The 14,403-nt window shown below is 31.5% G+C and carries 10 protein-coding genes; 6 read left to right on the top strand and 4 right to left on the bottom strand.

Translation table 11 applies throughout. From position 1 onward, the window contains the following. Positions 1-90: 90 nt before the first annotated feature. The 3 genes from KPL50_RS07420 to KPL50_RS07410 all read right to left on the bottom strand — a co-directional run bounded on the left by KPL50_RS07420 (position 91) and on the right by KPL50_RS07410 (position 3,828). Complete coding sequence (locus KPL50_RS07420) at positions 91-282, bottom strand: hypothetical protein (protein WP_216297823.1); 192 nt, start codon at positions 280-282, stop codon at positions 91-93. 236 nt (positions 283-518) lie between these two features. Continuing rightward, positions 519-1,763, bottom strand: coding sequence for an HlyC/CorC family transporter (locus KPL50_RS07415; RefSeq protein WP_216297822.1), 1,245 nt, complete (start codon positions 1,761-1,763; stop codon positions 519-521). 679 nt (positions 1,764-2,442) lie between these two features. Next, positions 2,443-3,828, bottom strand: a complete 1,386-nt coding sequence (locus KPL50_RS07410; protein WP_216297821.1) for a sulfurtransferase — start codon at positions 3,826-3,828, stop codon at positions 2,443-2,445. A gap of 284 nt (positions 3,829-4,112) precedes the next feature. Here KPL50_RS07410 and KPL50_RS07405 point away from each other — a divergent pair, with 284 nt between their 5' ends. Continuing rightward, entirely contained in the window at positions 4,113-7,517 is a 3,405-nt protein-coding gene (locus KPL50_RS07405; RefSeq protein ID WP_216297820.1) for an ATP-binding protein, read from the top strand. Positions 7,518-7,607: 90 nt separating this feature from the next. Here the strand turns inward: KPL50_RS07405 and KPL50_RS07400 are convergent, their stop codons facing one another. Further along, a complete protein-coding gene (locus tag KPL50_RS07400) occupies positions 7,608-8,471 on the bottom strand; it encodes an AraC family transcriptional regulator (protein WP_216297819.1) in 864 nt (287 codons plus the stop codon). 168 nt (positions 8,472-8,639) lie between these two features. Here KPL50_RS07400 and KPL50_RS07395 point away from each other — a divergent pair, with 168 nt between their 5' ends. The 5 genes from KPL50_RS07395 (at position 8,640) to gnpA (ending at position 14,295) form a co-directional block, all read left to right on the top strand. Further along, a complete protein-coding gene (locus KPL50_RS07395; protein WP_216297818.1) occupies positions 8,640-9,998 on the top strand; it encodes a carbohydrate ABC transporter substrate-binding protein in 1,359 nt (452 codons plus the stop codon). A 99-nt stretch (positions 9,999-10,097) separates the two neighbouring features. After that, on the top strand, positions 10,098-10,988 hold the full coding sequence (locus tag KPL50_RS07390; protein WP_253200498.1) for a carbohydrate ABC transporter permease: 891 nt from the start codon (positions 10,098-10,100) through the stop codon (positions 10,986-10,988). Positions 10,989-10,997: 9 nt separating this feature from the next. After that, positions 10,998-11,882 (top strand): carbohydrate ABC transporter permease, encoded by an 885-nt coding sequence (locus tag KPL50_RS07385; RefSeq protein WP_216297817.1) that lies wholly within the window; start codon positions 10,998-11,000, stop codon positions 11,880-11,882. A gap of 6 nt (positions 11,883-11,888) precedes the next feature. Beyond that, entirely contained in the window at positions 11,889-12,053 is a 165-nt protein-coding gene (locus KPL50_RS07380; RefSeq protein ID WP_216297816.1) for a DUF6903 family protein, read from the top strand. A gap of 76 nt (positions 12,054-12,129) precedes the next feature. Beyond that, complete coding sequence (gene gnpA, locus KPL50_RS07375) at positions 12,130-14,295, top strand: 1,3-beta-galactosyl-N-acetylhexosamine phosphorylase (protein ID WP_216297815.1); 2,166 nt, start codon at positions 12,130-12,132, stop codon at positions 14,293-14,295. The last annotated feature ends 108 nt before the right edge of the window (positions 14,296-14,403 follow it).

Below are 14,403 nucleotides of genomic sequence, written 5' to 3'. Positions count from 1 at the left end.
ATGATAAAATACTTAAAGTTGCTTTAATAGCCAACTTTAAGTATTTTTAAAAAGCTATTAACTTTACTGTGTTTTGCTTAATAAGCATGGTTAAATAAATTTCTTAGCACTCTTCCAATGTTTTGAAGCTAAATCATACTTTTCAAAATCCGGTATAGTTCCTTTGGTTTCAACTAGTGCTTTAGCTACTTTTTTTAAATCACTTCGTGTTTCACATTTAAAAGAATTTGATTCTTCTATTGAGTCCATTACATCTTCCACCATTCCTTGGAACTTATTCATTATAAACCCTCCTTTAATTTTTATTTTTATTTTTATAAGATAGATTGCAATTTAATAAAATTTAATTGCTTTATTACACCTATAGTTTTAACTAATTAAAACCCTAATATACTTATTAATCATTTGAAAAAATAACTAGTACACTTATTAGTCACTTTTAAAAAGGTGTTTTATATTTTTCAATAAAAAAACACAATACCCAATAATATTAGGTGTTGTGCATTTCATTTCTTATATTAAGTTATAATTTTTAGTTTTACTATACGATTTCTACTGGTGTTTTGTATAATGAATTTTATATCGTTATAATTTATTGTCTCACCTGTTTTTGGAAGTCGTCCGTGTATTCCTGTAACAAATCCACCTATGGTATCAAAATCCTCTGACTCTATATTTAATCCTATCATTTCATTAACCATGTTTATTCTAGTATTACCAGCAACAATAAATTCATCTTCTTTGACAACTTCAATTTGATCTGTATCGTCGTCATATTCATCGTCTATGTCACCAACAATTTCTTCTACTAAATCTTCAATTGTTACAAGTCCAGCAGTACCACCATATTCATCTAATAAAATTGCTATAGGCACTCTTTTTAAACGCATGTCAGCAAATAAATCCACAGTACTTTTAAATTCATAGGTAAAGTATGGTACACGCATATGTTTCTCTATAGTAAATTCTTCTATTTCATTTTCGAAGAAAATTAAATCCTTAAGATATAAAACTCCAATAATATTATCAATAGTGTCTTGATATATAGGAATTCTAGAAAATTGTTCTTGTTTAAAAATTCTTATGAGTTCCTCATAAGTGGAGGTTACATTTGCCACAATCATATCAGTCCTTGGCGTCATAACATCTTTTGCCTGTGAATCTCCAAATTCAAAAACATTATAGATCATTTGCTTTTCTTCGCCTTCTAAAACACCTTCTTCATGGCTTACGCTAACTATAGTTTTTAATTCTTCTTCAGTAATAAAAGGTTTTTGTTTATTGGGTTCTCCACCGAGTATTTTTACAAATGTATTTGTTATATAAATTAATACTACAACAATTGGATTTAAAATGAAGGTAATTATACTTAGTGGCCTCGCAACTTTTAAAGCAATTTTTTCAGAATTTTGGGCTGCTATTGACTTTGGTGTAATTTCACCGAAAATTAATACTAGAATTGTCATTACGGCAGTAGCAATACCTACTCCTGAGTCTCCCCAATATTTAATTGCCAAGGAAGTTGCCAGTGCAGATGCACCAATATTAGCAATGTTATTTCCTACCAAGATCCCGCCTAGAAGCTTGCTTGGGTTTTTAAGTAAATTACTAACTCGATTAGCACCTTTAATTTCTGAATCCACCATATGCCTTAACCTGATTTTGCTTAAAGTCATCAAACCAGTTTCTGAAGCAGAGAAAAATGCTGAAAATGCTAATAAAATTACTAAAGATATAATTTGCCACGTACCATCGGGGTCCATAATATGTTCACACTCCTTAAGATATAACCTAAGAAAAAGTATACCATAAATTGAGGGATATTTAAATAAATTTATCATTAATATTTTAAAATATTGTATTATATTGTATTCAAATACATTTATTTTAAGTCAATCACTAGTTAAAAAATCATTTTTTTTGTTGCTTTATTATATAGTGTCATTAAAATTATTTTTATATACTGTAGAGCTATAATTATAAAAAAAGCTATTAAGAAAAAGTGATAAGATAGAAGTAATTGAAATTTATAAGAAAATACATATAATATGGAGATTAAATTCCATATAAAAAGGGTAATTATAGGTTTTAGAAGTGAACTATTTAATTTTTTAGTAAAAGTATATATTATAAAAACAATACAAAAAATAGTTCCTAAAATTAAGAGGATAATGTATGTGAATGTTATGTTAGAAGTGAAAATTTCTTTTGAGAACACATCTTTTTTAAAAACTAAATATCTCATGAGTCCCATTTTTCGATCTGATAGGTATTGTAACATCAAAGGTGGAACTAAGATAAGTACTTGTAACAGGGAAATTATTCTTTTGAAAATTGTGTTTGTAGAATTTTTCATATGATGCACCTTCTTATTATATTGTGTTTTCTATTAAAATATAACATAAAAGGGCAATATTTTAAATATGCCCTTTTGTGTTTTTCTTATTTAGCTTTTGGTTCACCTTTTTCTACAGGGTTTTTAGGGCTGGCACTCCATTCATACCATCCATTGCTGTATAATGAAATATTTTTTAGTCCCATTACATCAGCATAAGTTAGAACTTCGGCGGCTCTCCAACCAGAACCACAGAAGAAGGAAAGTCTTTGATCTGGAGTAATTCCTTGCTCCTTCCACATAGCTAGTATTTCGTCTTTATTACGCATTGTGTTATCTATATTTCTATAATCTTGCAGATGATTTGGGTCGCTACCTGCATGGCCCCATGTAGAGCCTGCTGGTCTTCCCATGAATTTTAAATCACTGTAGCCAGATATCTTGCCAGTATACTCATCCCAGCTTCTTACATCTACTAGCTTACTACTGGTTTTATCCGCTAATATTTCTTTTGCACTGTTTATGTCTACTATATATCCCTTATTTACTGGTACAATAGCGCCAAAAGAGCTTACGGGTTTTTTAGGATTAGAAATTGTTTCTGTTTCATAACCAGCATCTCTAAAAGCAGCTGTTCCGCCATTTAAAACCCTAACATCCTTAACGCCAATATACTTTGCTATTGCAGCAATTCTAAAGGATGCCATTGGGTCGGGTCCGTAAAGAACAACTGTTGTATCTGGTGTTAATCCGTTTTTTTCTGCAAATGTTTGAAGAGCAGCATCAGAGTTAATACTCCAAAGTGGAGCAGATTCTATTTCATCTGTATTTATATGCACTGCACCTTTTATATGTCCTTTTTTGTAATCTTCATCTTTAGACTCGACGCCCCAGGCAACCTCGAAAATTTTGTATTTATCATTAGTATAGGTTTCTGGTTTTTTACCATTAACTAAGTCATTAACAAAGGATGGTGGAACTAACATTTGATAGTTTGCATAGTTTTCCATTGGAAGGCTATTATCAGCAGCCCACTGTTTAACGTCATATGTATAAATATTTATTATTCCCTTTTGCTTTAAGTATGTTGCAACGGCCTGTGCATCTTTTCCATTTGCATCGTAGAGTACAACATTTTTACCTTCTGAAATATTCTTTGTTTTTAAAGCACTTTCTAAAATTTTATCCTTTTCTTTATCTTCTGCTTTTAACCAGTTAGCAGAAAAATCCGTAGCACCTTTAATGTGTCCACCTCGAATGACCCCATCTAGTTTCCAACCATTAAATGCGTCATTTGCTCTTGTATCCACTACTATCCAGTCCTTGTTAACTAGTTTGTCTTTTAAATCTTTAGTACTTATAACTTTAATCCCTGATACATTATTATCAGTTGTGGCTTTTTTTACCTCTTTATTACTTGAACACCCAATAAAAGACATTGCAGTAGTTACAGTAATAAGGGTAGCCAACGTAAGTTTTGTAAATTTTTTCATAATAACCCCTCCCAAACAGAAAAATTTTATCATATTCCGACAAAAGATGCTAATATAGTTTTCTGATAAGTAAAGCATTAACTATTTGAATTTTCTATAGCTGTTATATACTATTATCTGAAGATGCAAAAATCATGTCATTAGGTGTGGAATTTTGTTGGTATTTATCAAATGTAAGACATTTATAGTATATTTGGTATATAAACTGCTATTTTATGTTATTATATATGTGATTGTATAGTTGCAAAACACACTATAAGTACAAATATTAAAGGAGCTAATTCATGGCGAAAATTAAGTCACATAAAATTAAAATATTTATTTTACTATCGTTAACTTTAATTATTCTTGTTACAATTATTAAAGCGAGTAGTGAAATTAGTCATACACAAAAGAACATACCCGTTGCAGTGAAAGGGGTACTAGACTTAAGGGATTGGGATTTTAAAAAGGATGGAATGATAAAACTTAATGGAGAGTGGGAGTTTTATAATAATAAATTACTTTTACCTGAGGATTTTCTAAGTGATAAAAAAGCAAATCTTGGCTACGAACATTTACCAGGCATCTTTGGTGAACAGGGGTATTGTACATACAGAATAAAGTTACTTATGGATGATACGGAGGAACTTTATTCAGTAAACATAGATTTTATCCAAAGTGCATATGAACTATGGGCGGACAATAGATTAATATCCTCTGTTGGTCAGGTGGGCAAAACTAAAAATGAAATGACACCACAATTAAACCCAGCTATTGGGTCCTTTTACTTAGAAAAGGGGGAAACATATTTAGTGCTTCGCGTTAGTAATTTTTATAATAAATACGGATATATAGATACATTAGTATTGGGCAAATCAGAAGAAGTTACAGCTATGAGAGAGAAAAAGTTAGCTTTCAGTTTAATTCTTTTTGGATGTACCATTATGGCTGCTATATATAGTTTTGGAGTATTTATTAATAGAAGAAAGGACAAGGCTCAATTATATTTTGCAATAATTAGCGTGATCATTGCCATTAGAATATTATTTCTTGGTGAAGGTTTCTTAATTACATTATCGCCACATTTTAGTTTTATGCTTTCACGAAAAATAAAAATATGGACTTTTTATTCGTACATTCCATTTATTATTTTGTTTATATATAATTCATACGAAAAATTAATATCACGTAGGTTAGTTAAAGCATCAAATTACTTAGCTTCAATTTATACATTAATTGTAATTTTTATACCATTTGAGTATTACTTATACTTTATAGCACCTTTTGAGGTATTTGCTCTTCTATCAATACTTTATATGATGTATAAAATCTCTAAAAAATATATACAGAGGGGACAAACTGACTACATAGTTGTGGTAGGGCTATTTGCATTATTTATTACAAGAATTAACGATATCTTGTATGAGTACAGTATCATAATTACTGATTCTTTTGCATCCCTTGGCATATTAATATTTATTATTGTCAATTATTATGTTTTAGCAAAGCGTCAAGCTGACGAGCTTTCTAATGTAGAAAATATTAGTGCTAGGCTTAAGTCTTTAAATGATTTAAAAGATGATTTTCTAGCTGTAACTTCTCATGAACTAAAAACTCCATTGAACGGAATAATAGGTTTAACTGAAGGGATAGTGAATAATAAAGGTGGTAATTTAGATGTAGAGCTTAGAGAGGAGCTATTTTTGGTGAACTCTAGTGCTAAAAGGTTATCTAACTTGGTCAATGATATGATGACATTTTCTAAGCTTAAAAATAATGAAATCGTATTACATAGAAAGCCAGTTAATCTAAGTAATGTGGTAGAAATGGTAATAAAATTCAGTAGAATATCTCTAAATAATAAAAATGTTGGTTTTATTAACAATATAGACAAAAACGCACCTTATGTATTTGGAGATGAAGACAGGATATTGCAAATTCTATATAATTTACTGGGTAATGCTATAAAATTCACACATGAAGGAAAAATAATATTATCCTATGCCGTAAAAAATTCTTTTCTCGAGATCTCTGTTGCGGATACCGGAATAGGAATTCCACAGCAGGAGCTTCATAAAATCTTTGATAGATATGAGCAGGTAGAAGGAATTCCACAAAAGTATGGTGGCACTGGAGTAGGACTCTATGTAACTAAAGAACTTATTCAAATACAGGGTGGTACTATAGTAGTTTCTTCAGTAATAGGAAAAGGAAGCGAGTTTGTTTTTACTATCCCATTATGCACTGAAGAAGACCTACAGATTAATCCTCATGAAAGGCTATTTAATAAAGATATTGCGGAGAGGGGAGAAACACTAGCCGAATATCCAAAGAACTTAGATCTAAAGCCTAACTTAGTAAGCATATCACTCGAGCATGGTAGAAAAATTATAAATGAAAATATAAAACCAACAAGCATTGATAAATATAGAATTTTAATAGTTGATGATGAGTATGTTAATCGTAAGGTATTAAAAAATTATCTGTCAAATGACACATATGAAGTATTAGAAGCGTCCTCCGGTTTGGACGCATTGAGAATAGTAGAAGAGAATTCAGATTTAGATTTAGTAATTCTTGATATGATGATGCCAGATATTTTAGGTTATAAGGTATGTGAGAAGATTAGGGAAAAGCAATCTATTTTTGAACTTCCAGTTTTAATTATGACTGCAGATAGTAGCCTAGAGCACTTGGTTATATCCTTTGAATGTGGGGCAAATGATTATTTAAGGAAGCCTTTTAATTTTCATGAACTGCTGTGTAGAATAAATACACTGATAACCTTAAAGCATTCAGTGAAACAAGCATTATCCTTAGTACATGAGCTTGGAATAGCTAAAAACCAAGTTAAGGAACTTAGCATAAAAAGTGCCGAAACTAGTAAACGGGTTGAAGAGCTTATGGCATATGACAAGGTCAAAACGGAATTTTTTGCTAATTTGTCACATGAACTTAGAACTCCTCTAAATGTAATTTGCAGTACAATACAACTAATAAGATCCCTTGATGGTTCAAAAAAACTAGGGGATGAAAAGATAAAATATTATATCAATATCATGAATCAAAATTCCCTAAGGTTACTTAGACTTATAAACAATATAATAGACACAACTAAAATAGAGGCAGATTACATAAGCCTTCACTTAAAAAATGGAGACATAGTTTATGTTGTAGAGGAAATATCACAATCTGTAGCTGAGTATATAAAAAACCATGGTATAACCCTTATATTTGATACTGATATAGAGGAAAAGAGAATTGCATTTGATGAAGAAAAAATAGAAAGAATTATGTTGAACTTATTATCTAATGCAGTTAAATTTACAGAGGAGAATGGAAGTATTCTAGTTAATATACATGATAAAGGTGATTTTATTGAAATATCCATAAAGGATACAGGTATAGGAATTCCAAAAGATAAGTTAGGATTTATTTTTGAGCGGTTTGCACAAATTGATAAATCTACATCAAGACAGAATGAAGGTAGCGGAATAGGACTAGCCTTAGTAAAGTCTCTTGTAGAAATGCACGATGGAGAAATTCATGCAAATAGTATTGAAGGAAAGGGAAGCGAATTTATTATAACACTGCCAGCTAAAATAGTTGATAAGACGCAAGAAGATAATAATCTTAAAAATAAAGAGGTATTTGAAACAAACTGTGAAGGGAATTTATCCATAGAATTCTCGGATATATATAAGTAGAACTATACCTGTTCCATTTAAAACACTCACTTTGTTGTGGGTGTTTTTTTGTTTGGGTGGCATAACATGGCACTACTTTTGTTTAAAGTCTTAGTTATGAATTTTAGTGGCATTGCTATTAAATTGATTTCTGTATTTTAGTGGACTTACTCCAACTCTTTTTTTAAAGAGCTGGTTGAAATATGATTGGCTTGTAAAACCAACAACTTGGGAAATTTGATTCATGGAATACTCAGTGGTTTCTAGTAGAATTTTTGACACAGATGTTCTTTTTTCAATGAGGTAATCAATAGGAGTAGTTTGCATAAATTTTTTGAATATATGTATTAAATAATATTTATTCATATGGGTAATTGAAGCTAAATGATCTAAACATAAATCTGAGGAATAATGAATATCTATATAGTTTTTTACAAAAGCACAATCTTTATTAATATCTTTTGTTGGGGAGAGTATTAAATTTGATTTTGTTCTTCTTTTCATGTTTAAGATTAAAGCTTCAAAAAGATTTTCACAAATTTCTTCATAATATTCTTCCTTGTGCTGAACTTCATATAGTAGACTGTTCATATAGGATAAAATTTCATGATTGTATTTACTATAATTATATATATTGTAAGCGTGTATACTATTAGAATCATCATCAGTATCAGTCATCAGAGACAATCCATCTATGCCAATAACAATATATTCTAAGGGATTAGAATCTTTCGAGGATTCAGTATGGGATACATGAGGATTTACAATAACTAAATCGTTTTCTTTCACATTTAACTGGAAATTTTCTATTTTAAAAATGCCACTTCCATGCAACACATAAAATAGCTCTGTAAAAGAGTGAGTGTGCATAGTACAATGCCAATCGCTTTCATACTTTGCCTTTGAAATATATAGGAATTTTATGGGCATCTTACTTATCTCATTTTTTTTAAATCCAAATAAAGTAGTTGACATGGGTACACCTCCTAAGTAACTATGTACTAATAATTTAATTATATTGACTAATTCTGCATAAATCAATAAATATTTCTAAAAAAGTAAACAATATAATGAAAGTAAAAGTTTGTAAACTATTATATACTTGGGATATAGAGTTAAAAATTAGAATAGGGGGAGAAAAAAATGAGACTTAAAAAATTAATAGCATTGTCATCGTCACTTTGTTTACTTGTTTCACTAGCTGCGTGTACACCTAAAACATCTACTGTCACTACTAAAACACCAGAAGGAAAAGTATTGAAAATTGCTGGATTAAATGGTGGTTATGGAGCAGAGCATTGGAAAGAATTAGCCGCTAAATTTGAGGCTGCAAATCCCGGAGTTAAAGTTGAGTTAACTCTTGAAAAGAATATTGCAGATATTTTAAGACCTCAAATCCAAGCTAAGAATGTTCCTGACATGATTTACTTATCTGTAGGTTCAGAAGGGAAATTAACTGATACCTTAATAAAGGAAAAGGCTATAACGGATATATCAGATGTACTTGATATGCAAGTGCCAGGAGAAAGCGTTAAGGTTAAGGATAAGATAATACCAGGTTTTACAGACACTCTAACTACAAATCCTTATGGAGGTGGAAAGACCTATCTGGCACCATTATTCTATGGACCCTGTGGACTTTTCTATAATAAGGAATTAATTGGAGAGGGTAAAAAGTATAAGCTACCAGAAACTTGGGATGATTTATTAGCACTTGGCGAAACAGCTAAAAAGGATGGTATTTCATTATTTACGTATCCTACAACAGGATACTTTGATGCATTCTTCTATGCCCTTTTAAATGAAGTAGGCGGAGCCAGTTTATTTAACAATGCAATGAATTATGATGAGGCAGCTTGGACAAGTACTGAAGCTACTAAAGCTTTCGAATTAGTAGGAAAGTTAGCTAAATATACTCATCCAGATACCGTAGCACAAGCAAATAAAGAAGGGTTTACAAAAAATCAACAATTAGTACTTGATAACAAGGCTTTATTTATTCCTAATGGAACTTGGTTACCAGGAGAAATGAAGGATGCTCCAAGAGCAACTGGATTTCAATGGGGATTCACGGCCCTACCAAAGGTAACAAGTAGTGGAGACGCTTATTCATATACATTCTTTGAACAAATGTATATACCAAATGGGGCGAAGAATGCTGACCTTGCTAAGCAGTTTATGGCTTATATGTATTCTGATGAAGCAGCAAAAATAATATATGAAAAATCTGGTGCAGTACAACCAATAGTTGGTGCATCAAAGCTTATGAAAGATGAAGATGCAAATAAGTTATTCTACTCAGTATATGATAAGGGTGCAAAAGCAGCTATGGGTGGATTTGCAGCAGCTCCTGCAGTAGAAGGAGTTGATCTAACAAGTGCAGAAGGAATTCTTTTTGGCACTGTTAACTCAATTGTTTCAGGTAAGAAGACTGTAGATCAATGGCAGAAAGCTGTTGTTGAGGCCGCAGCTAAGATTAAGAAAGCTATGGATACTAAATAATTTTATAAAAAATGTAAATAGTGCGATGGATTAATTATCCATCGTTGCTATTTACTATAGATTTGTATGCGAGCTATTAGCTTATAGGGAGGGACAGAATTGAATAACAAAGGTTTAAAAAGATTTATATTTATTTGCCTGACCCCTGCACTTATTTTGTTCTCAATTTTCATGTTATATCCAACTTTAAGTGTTTTTTATATGTCACTATATAAGTGGGGAGGGCTATCATCAGCAAAAAAATTTGTAGGATTAAATAATTTTAAAATACTTATGACGGATGAAATGTTTTTAAAATCTTTTCAAAACACAATTTTTATAATTGTTATAGTTACAATTATTACGATGACGCTTGCAATAGTATTTGCATCAATTTTAGTAAGGGGAAATATTAAAGGGGAAAACTTTTTTAGAATAATATTTTATATACCAAATATTTTATCAGTTGCAGTAATATCAGCCATATTCTCAGCAATATATGATCCTAGTCGTGGACTTTTAAATAGTTTACTTAGGATATTTCATGCAGATAACTGGAGAAATATACAATATCTTGGAGATCAAAGTATTGTGATATATTCTATTGCTGTAGCTATGATTTGGCAGGCTTTAGGTTATTATATGGTGATTTATATGGCAAGTATTAGTTCCATACCTGTTCATCTCTATGAGGCTGCAGAATTAGATGGAGCTAATAAAATAAGGCAATTTTTTGATATTACGTTACCTTTAGTTTGGGATACTATTAGGACGACGCTAACTTTCTTTATAATAAGTTCAATTAACCTGAGTTTCTTATTTATAAAAATATTGACAAGTGGGGGACCAGATGGTTCATCAGAGGTGTTTTTAAGTTATATGTACAAGCAGGCATATGGTAATGCAAGTTATGGATACGGTATGGCAATCGGCGTTGTAGTTTTCTTATTTTCATTCTTGTTATCAGGAATTATTAATAAAATCACAGATCGAGAAGTCTTGCAGTATTAGGAGGATAAGATGAATAAGAGAAGAAAGAAAGCGAATACAGATAAACTATACAAACTATTTATATATGTTGCTCTGATAACCTTGGCTATTAGTATAATAGTACCGGTACTCTGGGTGTTATTTGCATCAATTAAAGAAAATTCTGAGTTTTATGCTAGTCCATGGACTATGCCAAAGGGATTTTACATTCAAAATTTTATAGATGCAATAGAAAAGGCAAGGATGGGAGAGTATTTCATAAACTCAGTTATAGTTACTACAGTTGCCTTGGTAATATTATTAGTCATTGCTATACCTGCGGCTTATGTTTTAGCAAGATTTAAATTTAAGGGTAGGAAGTTTATAAATTTATTGCTCACAGCCGGTTTATTTATCAATGTAAATTATATAGTAGTTCCAATATTTTTAATGCTCCTTGGATGGAATGAGCGGATTATGAAAATATTTGATAAAGGGATATTTTTAGATAATATTTTTGTATTAGCACTTGTTTACGCTTCCACAGCCATACCTTTTACAATTTATTTAGTATCTAATTTTTTTAGGAGCATATCAAAAACCTATGAAGAGGCAGCTTTCATAGATGGCGCGGGGTATTTTAGAACTATGATCAGTATAATGATTCCAATGGCAAGACCTAGCATAATAACAGTTATATTATTTAATTTCTTATCCTTTTGGAATGAATATATTATAGCTTTAACTTTGATGCCAGGTACATCGAAGACGTTGCCAGTAGGACTAATAAATCTGATGCAATCTCAAAGGGCAGCAGCAAGTTATGGACAAATGTATGCAGGATTAGTGTTAGTAATGCTTCCAACGTTGATTTTATATGTTCTAGTACAAAAGAAGTTAACTCAGGGAATGACGCTTGGTGGAGTAAAGGAGTAAAAGAAAATGAATAAAATAAAAATTTTAATTATGTTATTCGTCTGCATTTTTTCGGTTTTTTTAGTAATAAAAGGACAACGTATTGAAGGGTATTTTGGATTGTCAATTATGCTAGTGGGTATTTTGGGCCTTTTAACAGAGTTACATATTTATAATAAAAAATATAAGTAAGAAAATAAGTTGACAGGTTATTACATTTTTATAAATATTAAGAAAGTTATTAAATTACCAAGGTAGGAGGAAAAAAATGGTAAAAATAGATCGAGGCAGGGTTACATTACCTGTGGAATGTGGCATAGATGAAGATGTTAAAGAAATTATAAAAAAGTGGGGAGCAGACGCCATAAGAAATAGTGATGGTACAGAGCTTTCAAAAGAATTGATGGATATGGCAGTTAAGGTATATGCAACTTATTTAACTATTAGAAATGATCAAAAATGGGCAAGAGACAATATGGATCATTTACAAATGCAGTACCTTATGTCAAAACATAATACTGCAGTTTCAAGTATTTTAGAAATAGATTTATTAGAGGGCTATTTTAGCAGACAATTTGATATAGATAAAAACCATGATTGCAAGAAGTATTGGGAAGTTATTGATAGAACTACTGGAACTGTTGTTGATAATGAAGCTTGGGAATTTAATAAAAACACTGGAACAGTAATTGTTAAAGATGCTAGAAAGTGGCACAGTTATACGGTTAGCTTTTTAGCATATCAGACCTGGGATACAACCCATATGTATAATCATTTGACTAACAATTGGACGACACCAGAACATGTAGCTTATGATCCATATCATAAGGATGTTAGAGAACATATATTTTGTTATTTGGAAAATTGGCTAAAGGAAAATCCAAGCGTAGATGTAGTTAGATTTACTACTTTCTTTTACCACTTCACAATAGCTTTTAATAACAATGGAAAGGAAAAATATGTTGATTGGTTCGGATATAGTGCAACTGTAAACCCAGAGGCTCTAGATGAGTTTGAAAGGGTTAAGGGATATAAGCTTAGAGCAGAGGATTTTATAGATGAAGGCTACTATAATTCTCCATTTAGAGTTCCAGCAAAGAGTTTTTTAGACTGGATGGATTTTGTTCAGAAATTTGTAACAGAAAATGCTAAGAGGTGTGTGGAACTTTGTCACGATAATGGAAAAGAAGCCATGATGTTTTTAGGTGATACTTGGATTGGCACTGAGCCTTATGGAGATTACTTTAAAAACATTAACTTAGATGCAGTAGTGGGTTCCGTGGGAAGCGGGGCTACACTTAGAATGATTGCAGACATTCCTCATGTTAAGTATACAGAAGGTAGGTTTTTGCCTTACTTTTTTCCAGATACCTTCTATGAAGGTGGAAATCCAACTAAAGAATTAGTAGAAAATTGGGTTCAGGCAAGAAGAGCAATACTAAGAAATCCAGTAGATAGAATGGGATATGGAGGATACTTAAGCTTAGCATTAAAGTTTCCAGACTTTGTAGAAAGGGTAACGGAAATAACCGATGAGTTTAGAGAAATTCACAATAGGATTAAAGGCACAAAGCCATACAGCCCTAAATTTAAGGTGGCTATATTAAATGCTTGGGGAAAAATTAGAACTTGGCAGTCTAATATGGTAGCGCATGCTCTTTGGTATAAAAAAATATATTCTTATGTTGGAGTTATAGAATGTTTAAGTGGTATGCCAGTAGATGTTGAATTTATAAGCTTTGAAGATATTAAAAGCAAGGGTATTTCAAGTGATATTGGAGTAATAATAAATGCAGGAGATGCTGGAACAGCTTGGTCAGGGGCCTCCTTTTGGCTAGATAATGAGGTGACAGGAAAAATTAGACAGTGGATTTACAACGGTGGGGGCTATATAGGTGTTGGAGAGCCTTCAGCTTATCAACATCAAGGTAGATATTTTCAGCTTTCAGATGTGTTAGGTGTGGAGAGAGAAATGGGTTATACCTTAAGTTATACAAGGTATGACAAGGTTTCTGAAGAAAAACATTTTATATTGGAAGACAATAATGAAGCCTTCGATTTTGGAGAAGGAATCAAGGATGTTTATAGCGTGGGAGATAACACTAAAATTCTTTCTAGTAGTAGAGGGGATATTAATCTTTCAGTAAACGAATTTGGAAAGGGAAGAGCGGTTTACATATCAGGGCTACCATATAGACCAAATAATGTGAGGTTGCTTCTAAGAGCTATTTACTGGTCTGTCTCAAAGGAAGAAGAAATGTATAATTGGTATACAACAAATAGTAATACTGAATGCGCAGCTTACCTTGAAACAGGTAATGTTGCAATAATAAATAATTCAGCTGAGGTCCAGAACACAGAGGTTTATAAGAGTAAAGATAAAAAAGTTGCCATTAGCTTGGAGCCTTATGAAATTAAGTGGATTTCTGCTTAATGAGATTATAATATAAAGATAGCTTATAGACTTATGTGTACCAAAAAAATACTTAAATACCCCCCTGGAAATTATTGCGAATTTCCAGGGGGGTTTTGTATATTCTTG

Origin of the sequence: Clostridium sp. CF012 (assembly GCF_018861755.1) — a bacterium.
Classification (GTDB): Bacteria; Bacillota; Clostridia; order Clostridiales; family Clostridiaceae; genus Clostridium_AD.
This window is presented reverse-complemented; position numbering and strand designations above follow the sequence as displayed.